Here is a 25,926-nt window from a genome sequence, read left to right as displayed (position 1 = left end):
CCCTGTACTGGACGTACTGGGGTCGTCGCCCGGTGCGGCGAGAGTGCGTGCCGGGCGCCGGACGGCAGGCGGGAGTTTGACGACAGGGCCTAGGACAGCCCCCGTCCTATTCCCTCCCCCATCATCGTCCCCATGAGTGAGACGTCGGCACGCCTGCTGAACCTGCTGTCCCTGCTCCAGACGCCCCGGGAGTGGCCGGGACGGGAGCTGGCCGATCGGCTGCGGGTGACCACCCGCACCATCCGCCGCGACATCGAGCGGCTGCGCGAGCTGGGGTATCCGGTGCACGCCACGATGGGCGCCGACGGCGGCTACCGGCTGGCCGCGGGCACCGCCATGCCGCCGCTGCTGCTGGACGACGAGGAGGCGGTGGCCATCGCGGTGGGCCTGCGCTCGACCGCCGGGCACACCCTCGTCGGCATCGAGGAGGCGTCGGTGCGGGCGCTGGCCAAACTGGAGCAGGTGCTCCCGGCCCGGCTGCGGCGCCGGGTCAGCACCCTGGGCACCGCCACCGTCCCGATGCCCGGCGGCGACGGCCCGACCGTCGACCCGGAGCATCTGACGGTGCTGGCCGCGGCGATCGCCAACCACGAGCGGGTGCGCTTCCGTTACCGGGCGCACACCGGCGAGCAGAGCCGGCGCCTGGTGGAGCCGCACCGCCTGGTCGCCGCCGGCCGCCGCTGGTACCTGGTCGGCTACGACAACGACCGCGACGACTGGCGGATCTTCCGGGTGGACCGGCTGACCGAGCCGTTCGCCACCGGGGTGCGGACCCCGCCGCGCGAACTGCCGGCCGCCGACGCCGGGACGTACGTCCGGGAGCGGATGCGCGGGCTCGCGGTCGGGTACCGGGCGGTGGCGACGGTGTGGGGGCCGGCGGCGGAGGTGGCCGCGCGGCTCGGCGGGCCGGCGGTGGGCGAGGTCACCCCGCTCGACGAGGGCAGCTGCCGCTGGCACAGCACGCCGGATTCGCTGGAGTGGCTGGCGATGCGACTGATGCTGCTGGGCTTCGAGTTCACCGTCCATGAGCCGGCCGAACTGACCGCGTACGTGCGGGACCTGGGGGGCCGGGCGGTGCGGGCGGCGGACGGAGCGACCGGCGGCGCGGCGGACGGAGCGGCGGGGCCGAGCGACGGGAATACCCCAGGGGGGTAAAGTGTTGGTCGGGATCGACGCAGGGCGGTCGCCACGCCGGCCGCCACCGGCGCCCCACTCCCCCGCGAACAGGAGGACCAGCCGTCATGACCACCGCGATCGACGGGCCCGTCGTCGAGCTGGAGATCGGCGGGATGACCTGCGCCTCGTGCGCGGCCCGCGTCGAGAAGAAGCTCAACCGCATGGACGGGGTCACCGCCACCGTCAACTACGCCACCGAGAAGGCGCAGGTGACGCTCGCGGACGGCAGCGGCGTGGCGACCGCCGACCTGATCGCCACCGTGGAGCGGACCGGCTACACCGCCACCGTCCCCGAGCCGCCCGCTCCCCAGCCGCCCACCGAGGACGCCGGCGACGGCCCGGCCGCGGCGGACGACGGCCCGCTCGCCGCCCTCCGGCAGCGCCTCACGGTCTCCCTGGCGCTCGCCGTCCCGGTGATCCTGATGGCGATGGTCCCCGCCCTCCAGTTCACCAACTGGCAGTGGCTCTCGCTGACGTTGGCCGCCCCCGTGGTGGTGTACGGGGCGTGGCCCTTCCACCGCGCCGCCTGGACCAACCTCCGGCACGGCGCGGCCACCATGGACACCCTGATCTCCCTGGGCACCCTCGCCGCCTTCGGCTGGTCGCTGTGGGCGCTGTTCTTCGGGACGGCGGGCGCGCCCGGGATGACCCACCCCTTCGAGCTGACCCTGGCCCGCACGGACGGCGGCGACGCCCTCTACCTGGAGACCGCGGCCGGCGTCACCAGCTTCATCCTGGCCGGCCGCTACTTCGAGGCCCGCGCCAAGCGCCGGGCCGGCGCCGCGCTGCGGGCCCTGCTGGAGCTGGGCGCGAAGGACGTCGCCGTCCTCCGGGCCGGTCGCGAGGTCCGCGTCCCGGTGGGTCAACTGGCCGTCGGCGACCGCTTCGTGGTCCGTCCCGGGGAGAAGATCGCCACCGACGGGCGGGTGGTGGAGGGCTCCTCTGCCGTGGACGCCTCGATGCTGACCGGGGAGTCGGTGCCCGTGGAGGTGGCTCCCGGCGACACTGTCACCGGTGCCACCGTCAACGCCGGCGGCCGGCTGGTCGTCGAGGCCACCCGGGTCGGCTCGGACACCCAACTCGCCCGTATGGCCAAGCTGGTGACGGACGCGCAGAACGGCAAGGCGGCGGCCCAGCGGCTCGCCGACCGGATCTCCGCGGTCTTCGTCCCCCTCGTCATCGTGCTCGCCCTGGGCACCCTCGTCGGCTGGCTCGCCACCGGGCACGGCGCGGTGGCCGCCTTCACCGCGGCGGTCGCGGTGCTGATCATCGCCTGCCCGTGCGCGCTGGGCCTGGCGACCCCGACGGCGCTGATGGTCGGCACCGGCCGCGGCGCCCAGCTCGGCATCCTCCTCAAGGGCCCGGAAGTCCTGGAGACCACCCGCACCGTCGACACCGTCGTCCTGGACAAGACCGGCACCGTCACCACCGGCGTGATGGCCCTGACCGACGTGCACCTGGCCGACGGCGTGACCCGCGCGCAGGCGCTGCGGCTGGCCGGCGCGCTGGAGCACTCCTCCGAGCACCCCATCGCCCGGGCCGTCGCCGGCGCCGCCCAGGAGGCCGAGCCCACCGGCGTCCTCCCGGTGCCCGAGGACTTCGCCGGCGTCCCCGGCCTCGGCGTCCGCGGCACCGTCGAGGGGCACGCCGTCCTCGTCGGACGGGAGCGGCTGCTGGCCGACCGCGGTCAGCCGCTGCCGCCCGCGCTGGCCGACGCCAAGGACGCGGCCGAGCGGGCCGGGCGCACCGCGGTCGCGGTCGGCTGGGACGGCGCCGCCCGCGCCGTGCTGGTGGTCGCCGACGCGGTCAAGCCGACCAGCGCCGAGGCGGTCCGCCGGCTGCGCGCCCTGGGGCTGACCCCGGTCCTGCTGACCGGCGACCACCGCGCGCTCGCCGAGTCGGTCGCCGCGGAGGTCGGCATCGACGAGGTGATCGCCGAGGTGCTGCCCGAGGACAAGGTCGCCGTGGTCGAGCGCCTCCAGGCCGAGGGCCGCTCGGTCGCCATGGTCGGCGACGGCGTCAACGACGCGGCCGCGCTGGCCACCGCCGACCTCGGCCTGGCGATGGGCACCGGCACCGACGCCGCCATCGAGGCCGGCGACCTCACCCTGGTCCGCGGCGACCTGCGCACCGCCGCGGACGCCATCCGGCTGGCCCGGGCCACCCTCGGCACCATCCGCACCAACCTCTTCTGGGCGTTCGGCTACAACGTCGCCGCGCTGCCGCTGGCCGCCGCCGGGCTGCTCAACCCGATGATCGCCGGCGCCGCAATGGCCTGCTCCTCGGTCTTCGTCGTCGGCAACAGCCTCCGCCTGCGGCGCTTCCGCGCCCTGCGCTGACGCCCGTCCCGCCCCGCCCGCCGGCCCCGCCCGCGCACCGCGCCTGGGGCCGGCGGGCGTCGGAAGCCTCCAGTTCTCGCCGCCGAACGTTGGCGGTTCGCACAGCCGTCCCCCGCCGCCGACCGGCGAGACTGTCCGGGTACCACCCGCTCCACGTACCCCAGGGGACCTCATGACCGGGTCGCGCATCTTGGCCCTCGGCCATTACCAGCCCTCCCGCGTGCTCACCAACGACGACCTCGCCGGGATGGTCGACACCGACGACGCCTGGATCCGCAGCCGCGTCGGCATCCGCACCCGACACGTCGCGGCACCGGACGAGACGGTGGACGCGATGGCCGCCGCGGCCGCCGCGAAGGCGCTGGCCACCGCGGGCCTCGCCGCCGCGGACATCGACCTGGTCCTGGTCGCCACCTGCACCGCCGTGGACCGCAGCCCCAACACCGCGGCCCGGGTCGCGGCCCACCTGGGCCTGGCCTCCCCCGCCACGATGGACCTCAACGTGGTCTGCGCCGGCTTCACCCACGCCCTGGCCACCGCCGACCACGCCATCCGGGCCGGCTCGGCGAGGCGCGCCCTGGTCATCGGCGCGGAGAAGTTCACCGACGTCGTCGACTGGACCGACCGCTCCACCTGCGTCCTGGTCGGGGACGGCGCCGCCGCCGCGGTGGTCACCGCCGCCGACGAACCCGGGATCAGCCCGGTCCTGTGGGGCTCGGTCCCGCAGATGGGCAACGCGGTCCGCATCGAGGGCGCCCCGCCCCGCTTCGCCCAGGAGGGCCAGACCGTCTACCGCTGGGCCACCACCCAACTCCCCGCCATCGCCCGCCAGGTGTGCGACCGGGCCGGCATCCGCCCCGAGGACCTCGCCGGCGTCGTCCTCCACCAGGCCAACCTGCGGATCATCGAGCCGGTCGCGGAGCGGATCGGCGCGGTCAACGCGGTCGTCGCCCGGGACGTCGTCGACTCCGGCAACACCTCCGCCGCCTCGGTCCCGCTCGCGCTGTCCAAGCTGGTGGAGCGCCGCGAGATCCCCTCCGGCGCCCCCGTCCTGCTGTTCGCCTTCGGCGGCAACCTCTCCTACGCGGGCCAGGTCGTCGCCAGCCCCTGACGCCGCCCGCCAGCCGCCGGGCGGCCGGACCTGTCCGTCACCCGGCGCGGCTCACCCGGCGTCCTGCGGGTGCTCCTCCAGGTACATCACGCCGCAGGTGCGGCAGAACGGCTGCGCCTCGGTCGTTCCCCACTTGCCGGCCGATTGGGTGGCGGCGGCCGGGGCCAGCGGCTGCCCGCACATCGCGGTCGTCGCGCCCACCCTGGTCATGTGCCACTTCTTGACCGGCGTGTCCTCGTGCGGCAGCACGCCCTCCGCATACTCAGCGCGCATCTCATGCTCCATGGCAGGTGCACCTCCTACCGCCCACCATGCGCCGCCGCCCCCGACCCCACAACGCCAGCCCGGGGCCGGGAGCCCGCGTACGCGGCCGCCGGCTAGAAGATCGACCAGCCGGTCAGCGTCGTGAACTGGTCCAGCGCCGCCATCCCGGCCACCGAGTTCCCCCGCGCGTCCAGCCCGGGGCTCCACACGCACAGCGTGCACCGCCCCGGCACCACGGCCACGATGCCGCCGCCCACCCCGCTCTTCGCCGGCAGCCCGACCCGGTAGGCGAACTCGCCCGCCGCGTCGTACGTCCCGCAGGTCAGCATCACCGCGTTGATCCGCTTGGCCTCGCGCGCCTCCAGCAGCCGGCTGCCGTCGGCCCGCAGCCCGTGCCGGGCCAGGAACCCACCGGCCACCGCCAGGTCCCGGCACGACATCTCCATCGAGCACTGCCAGAAGTAGTGCTCGATCACGCTCGGCACCGGGTTCTCCAGGTTCCCGAACGACGCCATGAAGTGGGCCAGCGCCGCGTTCCGGTCCCCGTGGTCGGCCTCGGAACCGGCCACCGCCTGGTCGAACGCCAACTCCGGGTTCCCGCTCTCGGCCTGGAGGAACTCCAGCATCGAGGTGCTCGCATCGCCCGTCATGGTCAGCAGCCGGTCGGTCACCACCAGCGCGCCCGCGTTGATGAAAGGATTCCGCGGAATCCCGTTCTCCCACTCCAGCTGCACCAGGGAGTTGAACGGCGTCCCCGAGGGCTCCCGCCCGACCCGCTGCCAGATGTCGTCGTGGCCGTGCGACCCGGCCATCACCAGCGCCAGCGAGAACGCCTTGGAGATCGACTGGACCGAGAACGGGACCTCCCAGTCGCCGGTCCCGTACACCTCGCCGTTGATGTCGGCTACCGCGATCCCGAACTGGTCCGGTGACACCTTCGCCAACGCCGGAATGTAGTCGGCGACGTGCCCGCGCCCCACGAACGGCCTCGCATAGGCCGCTACCTCCTCAAGAACGGCCTGGTAGTCCATACCGGCCACGCTATCCCGCCCGCAGGAGCGCCCCCATCGGAGCCCCCGCCAACGACCTCACCTCACGCGCCAGGTGGGCCTGGTCCGCGCACCCGACCCGCGCGGCGACCTCGGCGTACGGGACGCCGGCGCGGGCCAGTTCCAGCGCCCGCACCAGCCGCAGCACCCGGGCCAGCGTCTTCGGCCCGTACCCGAACACCGCCAGGCCGTGCCGGTGCAGTTGCCGCTCGCCCATCCCGACCAGGTGGGCCACCTCCGCCACCGGGAGGCCGCGCGCCAGCCCGGCGACGATCGCCCCGGTCCGCCCCGAGCGGCCCGGCAGCGCCCCGGGCCCGTCGGCCCACCGCTCCCGCGCCCGCAGCCGGTCCCGCGCCGCCTCCTCCAGGACGGCGCCCGGACCGCCGGTCGCCGCCCGCTCGGCCAGCTCCCGCGCCCGTCGGGCGCCCCACAGGTCCGCCAACGGCAGCCGCCGGTCCCGCAGTTCGTGCGCCGGCACCCCGAGGACCGCCGGCCCCTGCCCCGGCGCGAACGGCAGGCCGACCCAGCGCGTCCCGGCCGCCACCGCCCCGTCCCTCGGCTGCGGCCCGGTGTCCGGCCCGGCCACCAACAGCCGCCCGTCGCCCCAGATCAGGTCCGTGCAGCCGTCGGGAAGTACGGGGCCCTCCCCCGGCACCGTCGTGGTGGTCCACAGCACCGCCCCCGCCAGCCGCGACACCCACTCCCGGTACGCCCCCGGGCCCGCCCGGTCGGGACCCGGACCGGGTGCGCCGACCGGGTCACCCATGTCGCGCTCCTCGTCCACATCCCCCAGCCTGGCACGGGAACCGCACGGCCCTCCCCGCCGTTGATCCCATAACGATTCCGACACCGGGTCGGGCCACCGACCCACACGCCCAGGGAGGCAGCAATGTCAGGGTTTCTCGACCGCGCCAAGGAGCAGGCCAAGCAGGGGCTGGCGCAAGGCCGGCAGAAGGTCGACGAGTTGCAGCAGCAGCGCGCCGGCAACGACCTGCTGAGGAAGCTGGGCGCCGCCTACTACGCCGAGCGCCGCGGCAGCGGCACCCCCGATGCCACCCAGAGCGCCCTGTCCGCCCTCGAAGCCCACATCAGCACCCACGGCGACGGCTTCCTGCACGACTGACGCCCGCCCGCACCGCACCCCCGTCCCCCTCCTGCCCCTCCGCTCCCGTGTCCCGTCCCTCCCCCGCGCCCCAGGCGCTCCGCCCCCACCTCCCGTCCCCCCTCCAGCCCGTCGACGACGAGCCGTTCACCCGCCGCGGCGTCCGCCTCGTCCTCAAGCGGGACGACCTCATACACAGCGCCCTTCCGGGCAACAAGTGGCGCAAGTTGGCGCCCAATCTGCGCGCCGCCGCCGAGGCGGGCGACCGCGCGCTGCTCACCTTCGGGGGCGCGTACTCCAACCACCTGCGCGCCACGGCCGCGGCCGGCCGGCTGCTGGGGTTCGACACCCTGGGCGTGGTCCGCGGCGACGAGTTGGCTCACGCTCCGCTCAACTGGTCCCTGGCCCGCTGCGCCGCCGACGGGATGCGCCTGCACTTCGTCGACCGCGCCACCTACCGCCGCAAGTCCGACCCGGACGTCCTGGCCGCCCTGCGGGACCGCTTCGGCGCCTTCCGCCTCATACCGGAGGGCGGCAGCAACTCCCTTGCCGCGCAGGGCTGTACGGAGCTCGGCCGGGAGCTGCGCGGGCGCGCGGACACGGTCGCGGTGGCGTGCGGGACCGGCGGCACCCTGGCCGGGCTGGCCGCCGGACTCGGGCCCGGGCAGCGCGCGTTGGGCGTTCCGGTGCTCAGGGGCGGCAGCCCGCACTTCCTGCACGAGACGGTCGCGGAGCTCCAGCGTGCGGCCTTCGGCGGGGTGCGCGGCGACTGGACGCTGGCGGAGGGCTTCGACTTCGGCGGCTACGCCCGCCGTACCCCCGAACTCGACGCGTTCGCCGAGGCGTTCGAGGCGCGGCACGGCCTGCCCGTCGAGCGGGTCTACGTCGCCAAGCTGCTGTTCGCGCTGACGACCCTGGTCGAGCAGGGAGCCTTCCCGTCCGGCAGCACCGTCGTCGCCGTCGTCACCGGGACCGGTTAGCCGCCCCGCCGCCTACGGGACGGGTCATGAGGCGCCCTCCCGGTAGGCCGCCGCCTCCTCCAGGTCCAGCCGGCGCAGCAGCGTCCGCATCATCTCGTCGTCGATGCGTCGCGCGTCCCGCAGTTCGACGAAGACCCGCCGCTCGGCGTCGATCATCTCCCGGGCCAGCCGTCGGTAGGTGTCGTCGGCGGACTCCCCGGTCACCTCGTTCACCGCGCCCAGCCGCTCCCAGACCGCGTTGCGGCGGCGCTCCAGGACCGTGCGCAGCCGGTCGGCGAGCGGCCCCGGCAGGGCGTTGCGCTCGTCCTTCAGCAGGGTGTCGAGGCGGGCCTCGGCGGCCCGGGACGCCTCGTTCTGGGCCTGCGCCTCGGCCAGCGTCTCGGCCTGGGCGTCCCGGCCCGGCAGCCGCAGCGCCCGGATCAGCGGCGGCAGCGTCAGCCCCTGGACGACCAGCGTGGCGATGACGGTGGTGAAGGTCAGGAAGAGCACGAGGTTGCGGGCCGGGAAGGGGCCGCCGGCCTGCACCGTCGCGGGGATGGAGAAGGCGATGGCCAGCGAGACCACGCCGCGCATCCCGGCCCAGCCGACGATGACCGGTGCCCGCCAGGTGGTGTCCGGTTCCCGGGTCCTGATGCGGGCCGAGAGCAGCCGCGGCAGGTAGGTGGCGGGGAAGACCCACAGGAAGCGCGCCAGCACCACGACGGCGAACACCACCGCCGCGTACCCGAGCGCCTGCGTCGTACTGAACTTCCCCAACCCCCGCAACACGACCGGCAGTTGGAGCCCGATCAGCGCGAACACCGCGGACTCCAGCACGAAGGAGACCATCTTCCAGACCGCCTCCTCCTGGAGCCGGGTCTCGAAGTCCACCTGCCAGGAGCGGTGGCCCAGGTAGAGGCCGACCACCACGACGGCCAGCACCCCGGAGGCCCCGACCTGCTCGGCGGCGGCGTACGCGGTGAACGGGATGAGCAGCGAGAGGGTGTTCTCCAGGAGCGTCGATTCCCGCAGCCGGCAGCGGAGCCAGTGCAGCGGCACCATCAGGACGACGCCGATGCCGATGCCCCCGAGGGAGGCCACGGCGAACTCCTTCAGACCGGCGCCCCAGGTGGCGCTCGCCCCCACGGCCGCGGCCAGCGCCACCTTGTACGCGGTGATCGCGGTGGCGTCGTTGACCAGCGATTCGCCCTGGAGGATCGTCGTGATCCGGTGCGGCAGCCCCAGCCTGCGGGCGATCGCGGTGGCCGCGACGGCGTCCGGCGGGGCGACCACGGCACCCAGGACGAGCGCGGCGGTCAGCGGCAGGTCCGGCACGAGCAGGTACGCCGCGTACCCGACGGCCAGCGTCGCGAACAGCACATAGCCGACCGAAAGCAGCGCCACCGGCCGCACGTTGGCCCGCAGGTCCAGGTAGGAGCTGTCCAGCGCGGCGGTGTGCAGCAACGGGGGCAGCAGCAGCGGCAGTACGACGTGCGGGTCGAGGGTGTAATCCGGGACGCCGGGGATGAACGCGACGCCGAGCCCCGCGGTGACCAACAGCAGCGGCGCCGGCACCGGCGTCCGCCGCGCCAGCCCGGCGATCCCCGCGCTGCCCGCGACCAGCAGCAACAGCGGCATCACGTTCACAACCGCACCGTCCCCACGCTCCCCCGCCGGCCGTCCCGGCGATCTAACCTGGCCATCATGAGTGAGTGCACGCACGTTCCCGAACTGCCGCGCGCCGAGCCGGCGCCGCTGAGCGAGACCTGCCTGGAGTGCCTGGCCGCGGGCAGCCACCCGGTGCAGCTGCGGCTCTGCCTGGTGTGCGGGCACGTCGGCTGCTGCGACTCCTCCCCGTACCGGCACGCCACCGGCCACTACGAGGAGACCGGTCACGCGGTGATGCGGTCGTTCGAGCCGGGCGCGTCCTGGCGGTGGTGCTTCGTGGACGAGGTACTGGTCTGAGGGTCGCCGCCGGGTGACGGCAGGTACCGCCGCAGGCCCCTCAAGGCCCCCGGTCTAGCCTTGCCGCATGATCCGCGCAGCGACCCCCGACGACGTCCCCGTCATCCTCGCCATGATCGGCGAACTGGCCGCCTACGAACGCACTCCCGAGGCCGCGCAGGCCACCGAACCGCAGCTGAAGGAGGCGCTGTTCGGCCCACAGCCGGCCGCCTTCGCGCTGCTCGCCGAGGACGCCGGCGAACCGGTCGGCTTCGCCCTGTGGTTCCGGAACTTCTCCACGTGGACGGGCACGCACGGTGTCTACCTGGAGGACCTGTACGTGCGCCCCGAGGCGCGCGGCGGCGGCCACGGCAAGGCGCTGCTGGCGGCCCTCGCCCGGATCTGCGTGGAGCGCGGCTACCAGCGTTTCGAGTGGTCGGTCCTGGACTGGAACGAACCGTCCATCGGTTTTTACCGGTCCATCGGCGCCCGGCCCATGGACGAATGGACGGTGTTCCGGCTCACTGGAGATGCGCTCCGGTCGCTCGCGGAGACCGCGCACCCCAACGGAGCGTAATCGGCCTCGATTTGACGACCCCGACCCCTACCACTGTCCGTGCCTGAAGTTTTACACTCTGTAACAGACGTGGCGTCGGCGGGCCGGTCGTCGCCGTCCGGACGGCTGCCCTGCTCCTTCCGGGCGACACCGGCCCGCGGATCGCGATAGCGTCACAGCCGAACCACGAGCCGCGCCGATCGTTCTCCCGTCGGGAGGACCACCGGCACGGATACCCCGCAAGAACGTGAAGCACGCCAACTGCTGGTGCTTCCGGACGCATTCCAGCTTTACCAGCTTGTGCCACCTTGGAGGTGAGGGTGTCCCAGATCGCAGGCGAGCCCGGGACTCAGGACTTCGTCGAAGTCCGTCTGCCCGCTGCGGGTGCCTACCTGTCAGTGCTGCGTACCGCCACGGCCGGTCTCGCAGCCCGCTTGGACTTCACCCTCGACGAAATCGAGGATCTGCGCATCGCGGTGGACGAGGCCTGCGCGATCCTGCTGCAACAGGCCGTCCCCGGCAGCGTGCTCAGCTGCGTCTTCCGGCTCATCGACGACGCGCTGCAGGTGACGGTGTCGGCCCCGACGACCGACGGCCGCGCTCCCGAGCGCGACACCTTCGCCTGGACGGTGCTCTCCGCACTGGCCGGCAAGGTCGACTCCAGCGTTGCCGAGGACCGTACGGTCACCATCAGTCTGTACAAGGAGCGCGGCGCCGGTCCCGGACCGTCATGACCGAACAGGGGGCCCCGTGAAAGATGTCGAACGCGGCGCGAGGATGGCGGCGGGCGCGGTCATCCCCGGGCAGCACGCCCGGCCGCATCCGGTGGGTGGGGACGACCACGGCGTCCCGTTGGACGCGGCGGAGCAGGCAGAGCGGGCGGACCACATGGACCACAGCGAGCAGCAGGACCGGCAGGCCGGCCGGCAGGATCCGCCGGCCGCCGGCGACCGGCCCCAGGAACAGCAGTCCCCGGGGCCGGAGGATCCGCACGACCGCGGCGGCGCCCGCGCGCTCTTCTACGAGCTGCGCGAGCTCCCCGCCGGCTCCCCGGAGCGCGCGGAGCTGCGCAACACCCTCGTGCGGATGCACCTGCCGCTGGTCGAGCACCTGGCCCGGCGGTTCCGCAACCGCGGTGAGCCGCTCGACGACCTGACCCAGGTCGCCACGATCGGTCTGATCAAGTCGGTGGACCGGTTCGACCCGGAGCGCGGCGTGGAGTTCTCCACGTACGCCACGCCCACCGTCGTCGGCGAGATCAAGCGGCACTTCCGCGACAAGGGTTGGGCGGTCCGCGTCCCGCGCCGCCTCCAGGAGCTGCGACTGTCGCTGACCACCGCGACCGCCGAGCTGTCCCAGCGGCACGGCCGCGCGCCCACGGTCCACGAGTTGGCCGAGCATCTGGGGATCTCCGAGGAGGAGGTCCTGGAGGGCCTGGAGTCGGCCAACGCGTACAGCACCCTGTCGCTGGACGTCCCGGACACCGACGACGAGTCCCCGGCGGTCGCCGACACCCTCGGCGCAGAGGACGAGGCGCTGGAGGGCGTGGAGTACCGCGAGTCCCTCAAGCCGCTGCTGGAGGACCTCCCGCCGCGCGAGAAGAAGATCCTGCTGCTGCGGTTCTTCGGCAACATGACCCAGTCGCAGATCGCCCAGGAGGTCGGCATCTCCCAGATGCACGTCTCCCGCCTGCTGGCCCGCACCCTGGCCCAACTCCGCGACAAGCTCCTGGTGGAGGAGTAGTAGCCCCACTCCCCCCTGCCCCGTCACGTCCCCCTGCCCGTCCCCCGCCGTCGATCCCACCCCGGCGGGGCGCGGCCCGGGAATACCACCCCGCCCCCACACCGTTATGGCCCCGCAGGGGGCGGCGACGTCCCCTACGGGATCCGTTCGCCCCTCCCCTACGGGGCCACTCGCACGTTCACGGCGCACCCGCTTACGGGGCCATCTACGCGCTCTCCGGCCGTCGTTGGGCCTACGGCGTCTCCCGCGGGCCGATGCCCAGCGCGGTGGTCGCCGTCGGGTTGACCAGCAGGACGAGCACGACCAGCGCCGCCACCGCCAGCGCGGCGCCGGCGGCGATCAGCGCGCCGCCGCCCTTGATGAGCGTCCAGGCGACCGGCAGGGCCACGATCTGGGTGATCAGTGAAGGCCCCCGGCTCCACCGGCGGCGGAGCCACAGACCGCGCGCGGCAACCAACGGGAGCACCGCCAGCGCCAGGATGGTCACCCCGCCCATCTCCGCCTGCTGCGGGCTGTCGGGCGCCCCGACCAGCCCGTTGATCAGCATGTAGGCGCCGAGGGCGGCCAGCGCCAACCCCTCGACGGCGGTGAGCGCCGCGGCGGCGCTCAGCCGGGCGGGACGCGGGCCCTCCGGCTCGGACACCGCGGGGGTGCCGGCGGCTCGCTTCGGGGACTGCTTCTGCTGACTGGTCACCCCAGCAGGGTAGCGCCGGGCCCCGGCCGGACCGTCGGTCACCCGGAGCCCGGATCGTCGGTCGCCCGGAGCGTGGACAGGAGTGAGGCCGGTACCGGCAGGTAGGTACGCTGCTGCATATGCGCGCACTTCTCGTGGTCAATCCCGCAGCAACCACCACGAGCGCCCGCACCCGTGAGGTACTCACCCACGCGCTGGCCAGCGACCTCAAGCTGGAGGTCGCCGAGACGCGGTACCGCGGACACGCCCGCGACCTGGCCCGGGAGGCCGCCGAGGGCGGGGAGACCGACCTGGTGGTGGCGCTCGGCGGCGACGGCACGGTCAACGAGGTCGTCAACGGCCTGCTGACCACCGGCCCCGACCCGGACTCGCACCCCCGGCTCGCGGTGGTCCCCGGCGGCTCCACCAACGTCTTCGCCCGCGCCCTGGGCCTCCCCAACGACGTCGTGGAGGCCACCGGCGCCCTGCTGGACGCGCTGCGCGACAAGAGCGAGCGCACGGTCGGCCTGGGCCTCGCCTCGGGCACCGTCGGCAGCCCGGACGAGGGAGTGCCGGGCCGGTGGTTCACCTTCTGCGCCGGCTTCGGCTTCGACGCGGGCGTGGTCGGCCGGGTCGAGCAGCAGCGCGAGCGCGGCAAGCGGTCCACCCACGCGCTGTACGTGCGGCAGGTCGTCCGGCAGTTCCTGGGCGAGGCCAACCGCCGGCAGGGCACCATCACGCTCGAACGACCGGGCGCGGAGCCGGGCACCACGGAGGTCACCGAGAACCTCGCGATGTCCATAATCTGCAACACCGCCCCCTGGTCGTACCTGGGCAACCGCCCGATCTACCCCTCCCCCGAGGCGTCCTTCGACACGGCCCTGGACCTCTTCGCGCTGGACAAGTTCTCGGTGCCGGCGGTGACCCGTTACGGTTCCCAGCTCCTCGCCTCGACGCCGGATCGCGGCCCACGCGGCAAGCACGTCCTCTCGCTCCACGACCTCACCGACTTCACCTTGCATTCGCAGGTTCCCCTGCCGTTTCAGATGGACGGTGACCACCTGGGACTGCGGACGAGTGTGACGTTCACAGGCGTACGCCGTGCACTGCGTGTGATTGTGTGAGCAGTAGGGCCTAAAGTCCTTTCACTCGAACGTTTAGGCTGGCCTCCACCCCCTGGAATGACGGCTGTGAGCTAGGCGACACCAAGGAATCAAAAAAAAGTTTCCGGAAGGGGTTGTATCCGTCGCCGAGGTTTGCGAGTCTCTTCATGGCGATCGGGACGGCCGCTTTACCGGCCCCCTTGAGAGCCCGAATCCTCCTCCTCATTCCACAGGACCGCACCAGTCCTTGACTGGCTTTCGGCCCTTCCCTTGTGGAGGGATTCGTGAAAGCGTTCACATTCACAAGCAACGTTCCCGTCACACGAGGAGATGGAGCAGCCATGGACTGGCGTCACCGCGCCGTTTGCCGCGAAGAAGACCCCGAGCTCTTCTTCCCCATCGGCAACACCGGTCCCGCGCTGCTGCAGATCGAGGAAGCCAAGGCCGTCTGCCGCCGCTGCCCCGTCATGGAGCAGTGCCTGCAGTGGGCGCTTGAGTCCGGTCAGGACTCGGGCGTCTGGGGTGGTCTGAGCGAGGACGAGCGCCGCGCCATGAAGCGCCGTGCTGCTCGTAACCGGGCGCGTAACGCCAGCGCCTGAGACGACCTCCCCGTGGCCCCCGAGCCGCAGCGCGCAGTACCTTCGATGCCCGCCCGGAGTTGAAGACCCGGTCGACAGCGCATCACCACAGCTTTGAGCCCCGGACCGGGATCGGTCCGGGGCTTGTTGCTGTGTCGGATGGGCGGCGGGCGGCGGCCCGCCGCTCAGTGCTTCTTGTCGGCCCGTACGGGGATGTCGAGGAGCACCTGGGTGCCGCCCTCGGGCCGGCGGGCCATATCGAACGTTCCGCCCAACTCCCCCTCCACCAGGGTCCGTACGATCTGCAGCCCCAGGTTTCCGGCGCGCTGCGGATCGAAACCCTCGGGCAGTCCGCGGCCGTTGTCCTGGACGGTGACGAGCAGTCGGGGCTCGGTGCGGCTGCCGCCGCGCACCGCGGCGACCTCGACGGCGCCGTGCTGCACCTGCTCGAAGGCGTGTTCCAGGGCGTTTTGGAGCACCTCGGTGAGCACCATCGACAGCGGGGTGGCCACCTCGGCGTCCAGGATGCCGAAGCGTCCGGTGCGGCGGGTGGCCACCTTCCCGGGCGCGATCTCCGCGACCATGGCCAGCACCCGGTCGGCGATCTCGTCGAACTCCACCCGCTCGTCGAGGGTTTGGGAGAGCGTCTCGTGGACTATCGCGATCGAACCGACCCTGCGCACCGCCTCGTTGAGGGCCTCGCGGCCCTGCTCGGAATCCATCCGGCGGGACTGCAGCCGCAACAGGGCGGCCACGGTCTGGAGGTTGTTCTTCACCCGGTGATGGATTTCCCGGATGGTGGCGTCCTTGGTGATCAGTTCCCGTTCGCGGCGGCGGAGTTCGGTGACGTCGCGCAGCAGGACGAGCGAACCGATATGCGTTCCTTTGGGCTTGAGGGGAATGGCCCGCAATTGGATCACTCCGTCGTCGCCCTCGACCTCGAATTCCCGCGGCGCCCAGCCGCTGGCCAGTTTGACCAGGGCCTCGTCCACCGGGCCGCGGGCCGGGGCCAGTTCGGCGGTGGCCTGGCCGAGGTGGTGGCCCACGAGGTCGGCGGCGAGGCCGAGCCGGTGGTAGGCGGAGAGCGCGTTGGGGCTGGCGTACTGGACGACGCCGTCGGCGTCGAGCCGGATCAGACCGTCGCCGGCGCGCGGCGAGGCGTCCATGTCGACCTGCTGGCCGGGGAAGGGAAACGTTCCGGCGGCGATCATCTGGGCCAGGTCGGAGGCGCTCTGGAGGTAGGTCAACTCCAGCCGGCTGGGCGTCCGTACGGTCAGCAGGTTGGTGTTGCGGGCGATCACCCCGAGGACCCTCCCCTCGCGGCGGACCGGGATGGACTCCACCCGGACCGGCACCTCCTCGCGCCACTCGGGGTCGCCCTCGCGCACGATGCGGCCCTCGTCCAGTGCGGAGTCCAACATCGGGCGGCGGCCCCGGGGGACGAGGTGGCCGACCATGTCGTCCTGGTAGGAGGTCGGTCCGGTGTTGGGGCGCATCTGGGCGACCGACACATAGCGGGTGCCGTCGAGGGTGGGGACCCACAGGACGAGGTCGGCGAAGGAGAGGTCGGAGAGCAACTGCCACTCCGAGACCAGCAGGTGGAGCCACTCCAGGTCGGAATCGCTCAGAGCGGTGTGCTGGCGTACGAGATCGTTCATCGAGGGCACACCTCGGAGCCTACCGGCGTACGGTATGTGTTGTGCCTGCACGGCCATGGACAGACAAGAATGGTCTAGTCCAGAATGTGCGGTGCGGCACACCGGGGCGAAGCCCCGAACCGCTGGAACCTCCGCTCTCCCCGCACAGGAGGGCGGACCGAGGCCCACGGCGCTCTCTGCCCTGACTGCGCCCGGGCCTTAAGATCGACCGGTCCCGGGACGGGGCCGTGCCCCCTACCGCACAGGGAGCACCAACCGCCCGCACTACGGGGCCGGCCGATGTCAGCTCCGGGCTGCGGTGCCGGACAGGTTGAGGGTCCTGTCCCGGCGCCGCGGCCCGCGGGTGTTTTCGGGGGTCAGCGTCCGTCGGTGGGGTCCGCGCCGCGCGCCCTCTGGGCCCGATCCCCCTTTTCCGGCCAGGCGTTCATCGCCAGCGAGGCGACCGCCTCCAGCGTCGCGCGGTCCGTGCCGTCCCGGGCGGACTGCGACATCCCCGCGATGATCGCGCTCACGTACTCGGCGAGGGCGTGCGCGTCGGTGTCGGCGGGGAGTTCGCCGGTGGCGGCGTCCGCGCGGATCGCGCGCTCGATCTCCCGGACGTTCGACTGCCGCTTGTCGCGCAGGGACGCGGCGACCTCGGCGGAGGCGGGGGCGGTGTTGAGCGCGGCGCTGATGACCATGCAGCCGCGCGGGCGGTTTGGGGCGGTGTACTCGGCCGCGGCCTCGCGCAGGGCCCGTTCGACGCCACGGCGGGCGGTCGGCTCCTCGGCCAGGGCGCGGTGGATGAAGCCGCCGTACACCTCCCCGTACACCGCTATCGCCTCGTCGAACAGGGCCCGCTTGTCGCCGAAGGCGGCGTAGAGGCTGGGGGCGCTGATGCCCATCTCGCGGGTGAGGTCGGCGATGGACGTGGATTCGTAGCCGTACTCCCAGAAGGAGCGGATCGCCTTCTCCAGGGCCGTCTCCCGGTCGAAGGACCGGGGTCGGCCGCGCTGCTTGGTCTCCTTGGCCACCATGGAGTGAATTCTATAGCGGCCGCTAAGAAACGCGTGCTACGGTTTTTGTGTAGCGAGCGATACAGAAATCGTTCGCGGACGAGCAGGCGTGCGCGCCGAGGGGCGCGCGGGCGAACGATGGGGAGGAGCTCGCAATGGGTGTGCTCAGCGGCAGGACGGCACTGGTGACGGGCGGCAGCCGGGGCATCGGCCGGGCGATCTCGGAGCGCCTGGGGCGGGACGGCGCGCGGGTCGGCGTGCACTACGGGAGCGACGAGACGGCGGCGAAGGAGACGGCCGCGGCGATCGAGGCGGCGGGCGGCGAGGCGTTCACGCTCCGCGCCGCGCTGGGGGTGTCCGGCGACACCGAGGCGCTGTGGGCCGCGTTCGACGAGCAGGCGGACGGGGTGGACATCCTGGTCAACAACGCTGGAATCAATAAGACGTTGGACGGCGCGCTGCGCCCCTTCGGCGAGATGACCCGCGCCGACGTCGAGCACCTCTTCGCGGTCAACGCCACCGCGCCGTACTTCGTCATCCAGGAGGGCCTGTCCCGACTGCGGGACGGTGGACGGATCATCAACGTCTCCACGCGGCTGACGCACGGCGCGGCCAAGTCCGATCTGATCGCCTACGCGATGTCGAAGGGGCCGATCGATGTGCTGACCCGCTCGCTGGCGAAGGAGCTCGGCCCCCGCGGCATCACGGTCAACGCGGTGGCACCCGGCGCCACCGACACGGACATGAACGCCGCCTGGCTGCGCGGCGAGGAGAACGCCGAGGCGCGCGCCGCGACCGGTGCGCTCTCCCCGCTGGGACGGGTGGCGGACGCCACCGATATCGCCGACATCGCGGGGTTCCTCGCCTCGGACGACAGCCGCTGGGTGACGGGCCAGTGGATAGACGCCACGGGTGGCGCCCTGCTGTGACCGGCCGGCGCCGCGCCGCCCGGCGGCGACTCGCCCCCACCCACGACCGGTACACCCGTCGAACCGTCGGCCGCCCCGTCAATCGGTGCGTCCACCGGTACGTCGCTCGGCGGGTCACTCGATGGGGCAATCGGTACGTCGCGCGGTGGATCACTCGGTGAGGCACTCGGCCCGCTCTTCCGTCCGCTCCTCGGTCCGTCCATCGGCCCGTCGTCCGGCCACCGGATCGACGGTTAGCGGTCGGGAAAACGTGCCCTGTCGTTCAACGGCGCCACGGGACCGCGTGGGCCCGCCTCTGCTAGATTGGTCTATACCACATAGCCCATTCTCCAGAACGGCAGGCCCAGCGTGGAAGTTGTCATCGTCCAGGATGCCGCGGCAGGCGGCGAGCTCATCGCGGAGGCGATCGCCACCCTGGTGCGCCGCAAGCCCGAGGCGCTCCTCGGCGTGGCCACCGGCTCGACGCCGTTGCCCATCTACGAGGCGTTGGCGACGAAGGTCCGGGCCGGCGAGGTGGACGCCTCGCGGACGCGGATCTGCCAGCTCGATGAGTACGTGGGGCTGCCGGCCGGGCATCCCGAGTCGTATCGCTCGGTGGTGCTGCGCGAGGTGGTGGAGCCGCTGGGGCTCGACGAGGGCGCGTTCATGGGGCCGGACGGCACGGCTGAGGACGTCCAGGCCGCGTGCGAGGCGTATGACCGGGCGCTGCGCGAGGCCGGCGGCGTGGACCTCCAGTTGCTGGGCATCGGCACCGACGGGCACATCGGCTTCAACGAGCCCTGTTCGTCGCTGGCTTCGCGTACCCGCATCAAGACCCTCACCCAGCAGACCCGGGAGGACAACGCCCGCTTCTTCGACAGCCTGGACGAGGTTCCGCACCACGTCATCACCCAGGGCATCGGCACCATCCTGGAGGCGCGGCACGTGGTGCTGCTCGCCACCGGCGAGGGCAAGGCCGATGCGGTGGCCCAGGCCGTCGAGGGCCCGGTGGCCGCGCTGGTGCCGGCCTCGGCGCTACAGCTCCACCCGCACGCGACGGTGGTTGTCGACGAGGCCGCGGCGTCCAAGCTGAAGCTGGCCGAGTACTTCCGCGCGACCTACGCCGCCAAGCCGGAGTGGCAGGGCCTCTGACGGAACCGACCGGCGGCCCGAGGGCCCGCACCAGCGACGGGCCTTGACGGGATGCCGGCGCGGGGCGGGCCCTCGGTGTGTTTGCGGGGGTGGCCTACGAGCAGCCGGCGTTGGGGAGTTGGGCGGGTGGTGGCCGAGTCGGATTCGTCCGAGTCGGATTGCGTCAGATTGCGTCGGATTGCGGGGGCATGCGTCCCGCCGGAGGTGTTCCCGACTACGGGAGCGGCCGACTGGGGGCTGGCCGTCACGCGCCCCAGCCCGTCAGGTGACAGGTCCGCAGCCCGTCGGGCGTCGCAACCTCCGGCGCAGGCCAGCCCGTTGGCCCATCGGCCGGTCGGCCGGTCGGCCCGTCAGCCCGTCGGCCCGTCGACCCGTCGGCCCGTCGGCCCGTCGGCCCGCGAGGGTCCGCGCCGCGAGCAGCCGACCACAGGCATCCGGCCCCAGGAGCGACCAGCCCACCAGCCGCTCATGCCCCAGGGCCAAGATGTGAGCGCGCCTGAGGGGTCAACGGGGCGGCATGACTGGCGGGGTGGTGGAAGGCGTGTCTGGGGCGTAATGGCAGGACGCAACAGGCTGGCGTACCCGGTGGGTTGGTGGATCGGGTGCCTTCGCGTGGGCGGAGGGGGCCCGGGATGTGGCGAGTCGATGAGCCCGGCGCCTGAGGGCGGGCGCCCGGGGGCGGGCGCCCGGGGGTGAGGCGGGCGTGGGTGAGGCGGGCGTGGGCACTGGTTGGCGCGGCGGGCTGTTGGTGCCTCCAGCGTGCCCGCGTCGTGGCGTCTCAGGTGTCCGCGCCCTCCGCCCAAGCTCCCCTTCCCGTCAGGGCCTCCGTGGCTGCTTGGGCGCAGATGCGGGCCGCGCCGTGGGTGGCTATGTGGGGGGCGCCCTGGGGTGGGGCCTGGGGGACGCCCATTTCGATGACGGCGGTGTGGGGGCGGGCGGTCAGCAGGGCGTGCAGGGTGTCGGCCATCCAGGGGTGGCGGTGGAGGTCGCGGACGACGGCCACGATCGGGCGGTCGCCGGCGGCGGTGAGCAGGGCGTCGACGAGGGCGGCGGGGCCGGCCGCGGCGTCGGCGGCGGTGTAGGTGGTGGACCCGGTGCCGGGGAGGAGGCGGGCGAGTTCGGCGGCGACGCCCCAGGGGGTCTCGTCGCCGACGGCGATGTTGGCGCGCGGGGTGAACGAGGCGACGTAGGCGGGGACGGTGAGCGGGCGGTGCGGGGTGACGGAGGTCAGCCGGACGGCGCGGCGGGCGGCGGCCAGGCCGATCCCGGGGGCGGGCGCGGCCCCCTCCCCCGCACCCGCGACCCGGGTCCAGTGCGCCAGGGCGCGCACCCGCGCCGCGGCGTCGGCGAGCCGCTCTTCGGGCAGTTGGCCTTCCCTGACGGCCCGGACCAGCGCGTCCCGCAGCCGGTCCACGGTGGCCTCGTCGGACAGTCCGCCGCCCACGCAGATCGCGTCGGCGCCGGCGGCGAGCGCCAGGACGGTGCCGCGCTCGATGCCGTAGGTGGCGGAGATGGCCCGCATCTCGATGCCGTCGGAGACGATCAGGCCGTCGAAGCCGAGGCCGCCGGCGGCGACGGGGGCGCGCAGCAGGCCGTGCAGGGCGGCCGGGCTGAGCGTGGCGGGGCGTTCGGGGTCCAGCGCCGGGAGGAGGAGGTGGGCGGTCATCACGGCGCGGGTGCCGGCGGCCACCGCGGCGCGGAACGGGACCAGTTCGCGTTCCCGGAGCGTCGTCAGGTCGGCGGTGACGCGGGGCAGGTCGTGGTGGGAGTCGACGGCGGTGTCGCCGTGGCCGGGGAAGTGCTTGGCGCAGGCGGCGACGCCGGCGGACTGCATCCCCTCGACGTAGGCGGCGGTGTGCCGGGCCACGAGGGCCGGGTCGGCGCCGAAGGAGCGGACGCCGATGACGGGGTTGGCGGGGTCGGAGTTGACGTCGGCGCAGGGTGCCCAGTTGAAGTTGACGCCGCAATCGGCCAGTCGGCGGCCGAGTTCGCGGGCGACGTCGCGGGTCAGCGCGGTGTCGTCGACGGCGCCGAGGGCGAGGTTGCCGGGGAAGGAGGAGCCGCCGCGCACTTCGAGGCGGGTGACGTCGCCGCCCTCCTCGTCGATGGCGACGAGGAGTTCGTCACGAGCACCGCGCAATTGGCCGGTGAGGGCGGCGAGTTGTTCGGGTCCGTGCACATTGCGGCCGAAGAGGGCGACGGAGGCCAGCCCCTCGTCGAGGCGGCGCAGCAGCCAGTCCGGCGCGGTGGTGCCGGTGAAGCCGGGCTGGAGGACGGCGAGCGCGTCCCGGGTGAGGGTGTCGGTCGGGCGGAGAGCGGTGGCCATCGGTCATCCCTTCACGGCGCCGGAGGCGAGACCGCCGACCGCCTTGCGCTGGAGGAAGAGGAACAGGATCAGGATCGGCAGGGCGAAGAGCGAGGCGGCGGCCATGGTGGCGCCCCAGTCGTCGCCGAACTGGGACTGGAACTGGGAGAGCCAGAGCGGCAGGGTGCCGGCGCCGGGCTCCTTGTTGAGCACCAGGACCAGCGGGAACTCGTTCCAGGCGGTGATGAAGCCGAAGAGGGAGGTGGCCATCAGGCCGGGGGCCAGCAGCGGCAGCACGACCTTGACGAACGCCTGGCGGCGTGTGCAGCCGTCGACCAGCGCGGACTCCTCCAACTCCTTGGGCACCGCGGCGACATAGCCGCGCAGCGTGAGGAGGGTGAAGGGGAGCACCATCAGCATGTAGAAGAAGGTGAGCGGCAGCAGGCTGTTGAGCAGGTCCGCGTCCCGGACGATCAGGTAGATCGAGATCACCATGACCTCCCAGGGCGCCATCTGGGCCACCATGAAGGTCAGCAGGATGCCCTTGCGGCCCTTGAAGCGCATCCGCGCGATGGCGAACGCGCCGCACAACGCGATGACCAGCGAGAGCCCGACGGCGAGCACGGTCACCACGATCGAATTGGTGGCCAGCTGCCAGAAGTTGGGCGCGTTCACCGCCGTCGCGAAGTGGCTGAGGGTGCCGTGGAGCGGGAACCACACGGGGTCCTCGCTGAGGATGTCCCCGGTCGGCTTGAAGGCCGTGGCGAACATCCAGTACACGGGGAAGACGAAGCCGAGGGCGAGGACGGCGGCGGTCGCGTTGGGCCAGATCCGGCCGGCGAGTGAGCGCCTCACAGCGCGTCCTCCTCTTGCTTGAGCGTCAGGCGCAGGTAGTACGCGGTGAGGGCGAGCAGCACGACGATGGTCAGCACGGAGATCGCGGCGCCCATGCCGAAGTGGAGGTTGCCGACGCCCTCGGTGAAGGCGTAGATCGGCAGCGTCTCGGTGAGCCGGTCGGGGCCGCCCTGGTTGATCGCGAAGATCTGCGGAAACGCCTTGAAGACCCAGATGACTTCGAGGAACGTCGTGGCCAGGAAGAAGGGGCGCAGGAAGGGGAAGGTGACGGAGGTGAAGATCTTCCAGGCGCCGGCGCCGTCCATCCGGGCCGCCTCGTAGAGCTCCTTGGCGATGGTCGTGGTGGCCGCGTAGAGGTTGAGGGCCACGAAGGGCAGCGACTGCCAGACGATCAGCACGGTGATGACGAAGAAGGTGGAGAACTGGGTGCCGACCCAGTCGTAGTGCGCCATGGAGCGCCAACCGAGGTGCGCCAGCAGCCAGTTGACGACGCCGTAGCGGGAGTCGAAGAGCCACTGGAAGACGGTGGTGGCGGCGATCACCGGCATCGCCCAGGCCAGCACCAGCGCCGCGGACAGCACCAGCCGCATCTTCTTGCCGAGCCGGGCCAGCAGCAGCCCGAGCAGGGTGCCGAGCACCATGATCAGTACGACGTTGACGGCGGTGAAGGCGATGGTGCGGAGGGTGACCCGCCAGAACTGGTCGCTGCCCAGCACCTCTTGGTAGTTGCCCAGGCCCCGCCAGTCGGTGAGGTGCTGGATCAGCTCCTTCATGTTGAGGTTCTGGAAGGAGAGCACCAGGTTGCGGACGAGCGGCCAGCCGAGGAAGACCGCGGTGGCGAGCAGGGCCGGGAGCAGCAGGAGGTACGGCGCGCCGCGGGCCGCCCGCCGGCCGCCGGGGCCGCTCCGGCCGGGCGGTGCGCCGCGCTTGCGGGTCCGCGGCGCGGTCCTCCCGGCCGCTTCGTCGAGCTGCACTGCCATGAGCTGTGGTCCCCTCGTTCCCGTGAATGCGCCTGGTGGTTCCGGTGGTTGCCGCCGCCGGCCCCGCCGGGGTGCTCGGGGGGTCAGCGGCGGACGGGCGTACGGGCCGGGGGCGGCCGGCCCGTACGCGTCGGGGGCCGGCTACTGCTTGGCGAGCCGGGCGTTGATCTCGGACTCGATGTCCTTGGCCGCGTCGGTCGGGGCCTTACCGTTCAGGACCGCGGTCATGTAGTTCTTGATCGGGTTCGGCACGTTCTCGACCGCGGCCCACTGGGGGATCAACGGGGTGGTGCCGCCGGCCTTCTCGGCGGCCGGGGCGGCGGCCGCGGCGGCCGGGTTGCCCTTGGCCGCGCTCGCCAGGGCCGGGGACTTGGGCGTCCAGCCGGACTCGCGCACCATCTGGGCGTCGTTCTCCTTGGAGAGCGCGACCTTGAGGAATTCCTTGGCGAGGTCCTGGTTCTTGCTCAGCCCGGCGACCGCGAAGTTGGAGCCGCCGAGGAAAACGCCCTCGGGCTTGTCGGCGGTCTCACCGGGAATGGTGAAGAAGCCGATGTCGTCCTTGATCTTGGGGTTTGCCTTGATGGCGGTGGCCGCCTCATAACCCATGGCGATGATGGCGCCGGTCTTTCCCTTGGCGAAGATCTCGGCCTGCTGCGGGGTGGCCTCGTCCTTGTTCTTGGGCGCGTTGCCGAACGCCTGGTACTGCTGGTAAATGTCCATGGCCTTGGCGACCTTGGGGTCGGCGATATTCGAAACCCACTTGTCGCCGGCCTTCTTCACCAGTTGCGCGCCGGTGCCGATGGTCAGGCCGTCGAGGAAGTACCAGTTCTGGCCGGGCAGATAGAGCGGCTCGGCGTCGGTCTTCTTCTTGATGGTGTCGAAGTCGTGGAAGAGTTCGGCGCGGGTGGTGGGGTTCTTCTTGATCCCGGCCGCGGCCCAGATCTTCTTGTTGTACATCGCCACGCGGTTGCCGGCGAACCACGGCAGCGCGTACTGCTTGCCGTCCACCACGGCGGCCTTGTTGAAGGCGTCGCTCCAGTCGGCGCCGATCTCCTTCTTCAGGTCACCGAGGTCGACCAGGGCGCCGGCCTTGGCGTAGGCGGCGGTCTGGGTGTTGCCGATCTCGACCACGTCCGGCGGGGTGTCCTCGGACAGCGCGGTGCTCAACTTCTGCTGAATTCCGTTCCACTGCTGGACCTTGAATTCAACGGTGGCGCCGGTCTTCTTTTTGAATTGCTCGGACACCTGCTTGGTCCACTGCTGCGGATTGGATCCGGACATCACCCAGACCGTCAACTTCTGGCCCTTGAAGCCGTCGGCGCCCGCATTCTTGCCGCCGCTCGACCCACAGGCAGCGACGCTCACCAGCATTCCCGCGGCCGCGGTCGCCGCTATGAGCCCACGCTTCATTGCGCTCTCCCCCTCAAGGACGGGTGTGGCTTTAATGGTTTAGACCAGTTCTCGCAGCTTGGCCTAGACCTTTAGGGGTGTCAAGGGTGTATAAGAGTCGCTGTCAGGTCCGTTACCGGACCGACATCTGGGGCGGGCCGCGACCCGTGTGGACGCATGGGCATCCCGCCCGTGCCACGATGTGAGCCGCTACGTACGGAGGAGCCGGTGACGGCAGCACGACAGGCATCGGAGAGGCGGGTCATGGAGACCGACGCGGGCAGCGCCGAGCACGGTGGCGGGGGCGTGCGGTCCGCCCGGGTGCCCAAGTACTACCGCCTCAAGCGGCACTTGCTTCAGATCACCGAGACCCTGCCGCCCGGCACCCCGGTGCCGCCCGAGCGCACCCTCGCCGCCGAGTTCGACACCTCCCGCACCACCGTCCGTCAGGCCCTCCAGGAACTCGTCGTCGAGGGCCGCCTGGAGCGCATCCAGGGCAAGGGCACCTTCGTCGCCAAGCCCAAGGTCTCCCAGGCGCTGCAACTGACCTCCTACACCGAGGACATGCGGGCCCAGGGCCTGGAGCCGACCTCCCAACTGCTGGACATCGGCTATGTCACCGCCGACGACCGGCTGGCCGGGCTGCTGGACATCGCCCCCGGCGGCCGGGTGCTGCGCATCGAGCGGCTGCGGCTGGCCAGCGGCGAGCCGATGGCGATCGAGACCACCCACCTGTCCGCCAAGCGCTTCCCGGCGCTCCGCCGCAACCTGGTCAAGTACACCTCGCTCTACACCGCGTTGGCGGAGGTCTACGACGTCCGACTGGCGGAGGCCGAGGAGACCATCGAGACCTCGCTGGCCACCCCGCGCGAGGCCGGGCTGCTGGGCACCGACGTCGGCCTGCCGATGCTGATGCTCTCCCGGCACTCGCTGGACGCCCGGGGCCAGCCGGTGGAGTGGGTGCGCTCGGTCTACCGCGGCGACCGCTACAAGTTCGTCGCCCGCCTGCGACGCCCGACGGACTGACGGCCCCCGCCCCCCCAACTCCCCTACGGTCACTGGTGCGTACCGATATGCGGACGGCTAG

25 protein-coding genes are annotated in these 25,926 nt (G+C 72.5%); 14 read left to right on the top strand and 11 right to left on the bottom strand.

From position 1 onward, the window contains the following. Positions 1–132 precede the first annotated feature (132 nt). The 3 genes from ACFVFQ_RS24390 (at position 133) to ACFVFQ_RS24380 (ending at position 4,626) form a co-directional block, all read left to right on the top strand. Positions 133–1,155 carry a helix-turn-helix transcriptional regulator gene (locus ACFVFQ_RS24390; RefSeq protein ID WP_383419527.1) on the top strand — a complete coding sequence of 341 codons (1,023 nt, stop codon included), beginning with the start codon at positions 133–135 and terminating at the stop codon, positions 1,153–1,155. Between the two features lie 86 nt (positions 1,156–1,241). Further along, positions 1,242–3,515, top strand: a complete 2,274-nt coding sequence (locus ACFVFQ_RS24385) for a heavy metal translocating P-type ATPase (protein WP_383419525.1) — start codon at positions 1,242–1,244, stop codon at positions 3,513–3,515. 172 nt (positions 3,516–3,687) lie between these two features. After that, entirely contained in the window at positions 3,688–4,626 is a 939-nt protein-coding gene (locus ACFVFQ_RS24380; RefSeq protein WP_383419523.1) for a beta-ketoacyl-ACP synthase III, read from the top strand. Between the two features lie 51 nt (positions 4,627–4,677). On the opposite strand, the gene ACFVFQ_RS24375 is transcribed toward ACFVFQ_RS24380, so the two are convergent. The 3 genes from ACFVFQ_RS24375 to ACFVFQ_RS24365 form a co-directional block, all read right to left on the bottom strand. Next, positions 4,678–4,911 carry a hypothetical protein gene (locus ACFVFQ_RS24375; RefSeq protein ID WP_383419521.1) on the bottom strand — a complete coding sequence of 78 codons (234 nt, stop codon included), beginning with the start codon at positions 4,909–4,911 and terminating at the stop codon, positions 4,678–4,680. A 92-nt stretch (positions 4,912–5,003) separates the two neighbouring features. Beyond that, positions 5,004–5,921 carry a glutaminase gene (locus tag ACFVFQ_RS24370; protein ID WP_383419519.1) on the bottom strand — a complete coding sequence of 306 codons (918 nt, stop codon included), beginning with the start codon at positions 5,919–5,921 and terminating at the stop codon, positions 5,004–5,006. 10 nt (positions 5,922–5,931) lie between these two features. Then, entirely contained in the window at positions 5,932–6,705 is a 774-nt protein-coding gene (locus ACFVFQ_RS24365; protein WP_383419517.1) for a helix-turn-helix domain-containing protein, read from the bottom strand. 123 nt (positions 6,706–6,828) lie between these two features. On the opposite strand from ACFVFQ_RS24365, the gene ACFVFQ_RS24360 reads away from it, so the two are divergent. Then, on the top strand, positions 6,829–7,062 hold the full coding sequence (locus tag ACFVFQ_RS24360; protein ID WP_383419515.1) for a hypothetical protein: 234 nt from the start codon (positions 6,829–6,831) through the stop codon (positions 7,060–7,062). 47 nt (positions 7,063–7,109) lie between these two features. After that, entirely contained in the window at positions 7,110–8,021 is a 912-nt protein-coding gene (locus ACFVFQ_RS24355) for a 1-aminocyclopropane-1-carboxylate deaminase/D-cysteine desulfhydrase (RefSeq protein ID WP_383419513.1), read from the top strand. A gap of 24 nt (positions 8,022–8,045) precedes the next feature. On the opposite strand, the gene ACFVFQ_RS24350 is transcribed toward ACFVFQ_RS24355, so the two are convergent. After that, positions 8,046–9,638, bottom strand: coding sequence for a Na+/H+ antiporter (locus ACFVFQ_RS24350; protein WP_383419541.1), 1,593 nt, complete (start codon positions 9,636–9,638; stop codon positions 8,046–8,048). 66 nt (positions 9,639–9,704) lie between these two features. On the opposite strand from ACFVFQ_RS24350, the gene ACFVFQ_RS24345 reads away from it, so the two are divergent. From ACFVFQ_RS24345 to ACFVFQ_RS24330, 4 genes are all read left to right on the top strand, one after another. Then, positions 9,705–9,965 carry a UBP-type zinc finger domain-containing protein gene (locus ACFVFQ_RS24345; RefSeq protein ID WP_383419511.1) on the top strand — a complete coding sequence of 87 codons (261 nt, stop codon included), beginning with the start codon at positions 9,705–9,707 and terminating at the stop codon, positions 9,963–9,965. Positions 9,966–10,032: 67 nt separating this feature from the next. Further along, a complete protein-coding gene (locus ACFVFQ_RS24340) occupies positions 10,033–10,521 on the top strand; it encodes a GNAT family N-acetyltransferase (RefSeq protein ID WP_383419508.1) in 489 nt (162 codons plus the stop codon). Between the two features lie 299 nt (positions 10,522–10,820). Beyond that, positions 10,821–11,234 carry an anti-sigma regulatory factor gene (locus ACFVFQ_RS24335; RefSeq protein ID WP_018536172.1) on the top strand — a complete coding sequence of 138 codons (414 nt, stop codon included), beginning with the start codon at positions 10,821–10,823 and terminating at the stop codon, positions 11,232–11,234. A 43-nt stretch (positions 11,235–11,277) separates the two neighbouring features. Next, positions 11,278–12,243, top strand: a complete 966-nt coding sequence (locus tag ACFVFQ_RS24330; protein ID WP_383419539.1) for an RNA polymerase sigma factor SigF — start codon at positions 11,278–11,280, stop codon at positions 12,241–12,243. 232 nt (positions 12,244–12,475) lie between these two features. Here ACFVFQ_RS24330 and ACFVFQ_RS24325 read toward each other — a convergent pair whose 3' ends face one another. Beyond that, complete coding sequence (locus tag ACFVFQ_RS24325; RefSeq protein WP_383419506.1) at positions 12,476–12,937, bottom strand: hypothetical protein; 462 nt, start codon at positions 12,935–12,937, stop codon at positions 12,476–12,478. A gap of 119 nt (positions 12,938–13,056) precedes the next feature. Between ACFVFQ_RS24325 and ACFVFQ_RS24320 the strand changes: the two genes are divergently transcribed. Both ACFVFQ_RS24320 and ACFVFQ_RS24315 read left to right on the top strand, forming a co-directional pair. Further along, a complete protein-coding gene (locus ACFVFQ_RS24320) occupies positions 13,057–14,040 on the top strand; it encodes a diacylglycerol/lipid kinase family protein (RefSeq protein ID WP_383419503.1) in 984 nt (327 codons plus the stop codon). Positions 14,041–14,360: 320 nt separating this feature from the next. Beyond that, entirely contained in the window at positions 14,361–14,618 is a 258-nt protein-coding gene (locus ACFVFQ_RS24315) for a WhiB family transcriptional regulator (RefSeq protein WP_003983230.1), read from the top strand. Between the two features lie 164 nt (positions 14,619–14,782). Here ACFVFQ_RS24315 and ACFVFQ_RS24310 read toward each other — a convergent pair whose 3' ends face one another. Both ACFVFQ_RS24310 and ACFVFQ_RS24305 read right to left on the bottom strand, forming a co-directional pair. Continuing rightward, the gene (locus tag ACFVFQ_RS24310; RefSeq protein ID WP_383419501.1) at positions 14,783–16,255 is read right to left on the bottom strand and encodes a sensor histidine kinase; all 1,473 of its coding nucleotides are present in this window, start codon (positions 16,253–16,255) and stop codon (positions 14,783–14,785) included. A gap of 356 nt (positions 16,256–16,611) precedes the next feature. After that, a complete protein-coding gene (locus ACFVFQ_RS24305) occupies positions 16,612–17,271 on the bottom strand; it encodes a TetR/AcrR family transcriptional regulator (protein ID WP_383419499.1) in 660 nt (219 codons plus the stop codon). A gap of 134 nt (positions 17,272–17,405) precedes the next feature. Between ACFVFQ_RS24305 and ACFVFQ_RS24300 the strand changes: the two genes are divergently transcribed. Both ACFVFQ_RS24300 and nagB read left to right on the top strand, forming a co-directional pair. Beyond that, positions 17,406–18,179: an SDR family oxidoreductase gene (locus tag ACFVFQ_RS24300; RefSeq protein WP_383419497.1), complete on the top strand. Its 774-nt coding sequence runs from the start codon at positions 17,406–17,408 to the stop codon at positions 18,177–18,179. A 348-nt stretch (positions 18,180–18,527) separates the two neighbouring features. Next, entirely contained in the window at positions 18,528–19,310 is a 783-nt protein-coding gene (gene nagB, locus ACFVFQ_RS24295) for a glucosamine-6-phosphate deaminase (RefSeq protein WP_383419495.1), read from the top strand. A 778-nt stretch (positions 19,311–20,088) separates the two neighbouring features. Here the strand turns inward: nagB and ACFVFQ_RS24290 are convergent. The 4 genes from ACFVFQ_RS24290 to ACFVFQ_RS24275 form a co-directional block, all read right to left on the bottom strand. Then, positions 20,089–21,636, bottom strand: a complete 1,548-nt coding sequence (locus tag ACFVFQ_RS24290) for a glycoside hydrolase family 3 protein (protein ID WP_383419493.1) — start codon at positions 21,634–21,636, stop codon at positions 20,089–20,091. A gap of 3 nt (positions 21,637–21,639) precedes the next feature. Beyond that, positions 21,640–22,470, bottom strand: coding sequence for a carbohydrate ABC transporter permease (locus ACFVFQ_RS24285; RefSeq protein ID WP_383419491.1), 831 nt, complete (start codon positions 22,468–22,470; stop codon positions 21,640–21,642). After that, entirely contained in the window at positions 22,467–23,450 is a 984-nt protein-coding gene (locus ACFVFQ_RS24280) for a carbohydrate ABC transporter permease (protein ID WP_383419489.1), read from the bottom strand. Before ACFVFQ_RS24280 ends, ACFVFQ_RS24285 begins: the two co-directional genes overlap by 4 nt. A gap of 141 nt (positions 23,451–23,591) precedes the next feature. Then, entirely contained in the window at positions 23,592–24,860 is a 1,269-nt protein-coding gene (locus ACFVFQ_RS24275) for an extracellular solute-binding protein (RefSeq protein WP_383419487.1), read from the bottom strand. 243 nt (positions 24,861–25,103) lie between these two features. Here ACFVFQ_RS24275 and ACFVFQ_RS24270 point away from each other — a divergent pair, with 243 nt between their 5' ends. Beyond that, entirely contained in the window at positions 25,104–25,865 is a 762-nt protein-coding gene (locus tag ACFVFQ_RS24270) for a GntR family transcriptional regulator (protein ID WP_383419537.1), read from the top strand. The last annotated feature ends 61 nt before the right edge of the window (positions 25,866–25,926 follow it).

Source organism: Streptomyces sp. NPDC057743, from assembly GCF_042798755.1.
Classification (GTDB): domain Bacteria; phylum Actinomycetota; class Actinomycetes; order Streptomycetales; family Streptomycetaceae; genus Streptomyces.
Note: the sequence above shows the minus strand (reverse complement) of the source record. Positions and strands in the feature narration are given on the sequence as shown.

Bases quoted from the DNA above. Each gene is read 5' to 3' on its own strand.
- ACFVFQ_RS24275 (WP_383419487.1), bottom strand. From the start codon at position 24,860: ATGAAGCGTGGGCTCATAGCGGCGACCGCGGCCGCGGGAATGCTGGTG.
- ACFVFQ_RS24320 (WP_383419503.1), top strand. From the start codon at position 13,057: ATGCGCGCACTTCTCGTGGTCAATCCCGCAGCAACCACCACGAGCGCC.
- ACFVFQ_RS24375 (WP_383419521.1), bottom strand. From the start codon at position 4,911: ATGGAGCATGAGATGCGCGCTGAGTATGCGGAGGGCGTGCTGCCGCAC.
- ACFVFQ_RS24350 (WP_383419541.1), bottom strand. From the start codon at position 9,638: ATGCCGCTGTTGCTGCTGGTCGCGGGCAGCGCGGGGATCGCCGGGCTG.
- ACFVFQ_RS24390 (WP_383419527.1), top strand. From the start codon at position 133: ATGAGTGAGACGTCGGCACGCCTGCTGAACCTGCTGTCCCTGCTCCAG.
- ACFVFQ_RS24300 (WP_383419497.1), top strand. From the start codon at position 17,406: ATGGGTGTGCTCAGCGGCAGGACGGCACTGGTGACGGGCGGCAGCCGG.
- ACFVFQ_RS24360 (WP_383419515.1), top strand. From the start codon at position 6,829: ATGTCAGGGTTTCTCGACCGCGCCAAGGAGCAGGCCAAGCAGGGGCTG.
- ACFVFQ_RS24290 (WP_383419493.1), bottom strand. From the start codon at position 21,636: ATGGCCACCGCTCTCCGCCCGACCGACACCCTCACCCGGGACGCGCTC.
- ACFVFQ_RS24280 (WP_383419489.1), bottom strand. From the start codon at position 23,450: ATGGCAGTGCAGCTCGACGAAGCGGCCGGGAGGACCGCGCCGCGGACC.
- ACFVFQ_RS24340 (WP_383419508.1), top strand. From the start codon at position 10,033: ATGATCCGCGCAGCGACCCCCGACGACGTCCCCGTCATCCTCGCCATG.
- ACFVFQ_RS24330 (WP_383419539.1), top strand. From the start codon at position 11,278: ATGGCGGCGGGCGCGGTCATCCCCGGGCAGCACGCCCGGCCGCATCCG.
- ACFVFQ_RS24385 (WP_383419525.1), top strand. From the start codon at position 1,242: ATGACCACCGCGATCGACGGGCCCGTCGTCGAGCTGGAGATCGGCGGG.
- ACFVFQ_RS24345 (WP_383419511.1), top strand. From the start codon at position 9,705: ATGAGTGAGTGCACGCACGTTCCCGAACTGCCGCGCGCCGAGCCGGCG.
- ACFVFQ_RS24270 (WP_383419537.1), top strand. From the start codon at position 25,104: ATGGAGACCGACGCGGGCAGCGCCGAGCACGGTGGCGGGGGCGTGCGG.
- ACFVFQ_RS24310 (WP_383419501.1), bottom strand. From the start codon at position 16,255: ATGAACGATCTCGTACGCCAGCACACCGCTCTGAGCGATTCCGACCTG.
- ACFVFQ_RS24305 (WP_383419499.1), bottom strand. From the start codon at position 17,271: ATGGTGGCCAAGGAGACCAAGCAGCGCGGCCGACCCCGGTCCTTCGAC.
- ACFVFQ_RS24380 (WP_383419523.1), top strand. From the start codon at position 3,688: ATGACCGGGTCGCGCATCTTGGCCCTCGGCCATTACCAGCCCTCCCGC.
- ACFVFQ_RS24370 (WP_383419519.1), bottom strand. From the start codon at position 5,921: ATGGACTACCAGGCCGTTCTTGAGGAGGTAGCGGCCTATGCGAGGCCG.
- ACFVFQ_RS24365 (WP_383419517.1), bottom strand. From the start codon at position 6,705: ATGGGTGACCCGGTCGGCGCACCCGGTCCGGGTCCCGACCGGGCGGGC.
- ACFVFQ_RS24315 (WP_003983230.1), top strand. From the start codon at position 14,361: ATGGACTGGCGTCACCGCGCCGTTTGCCGCGAAGAAGACCCCGAGCTC.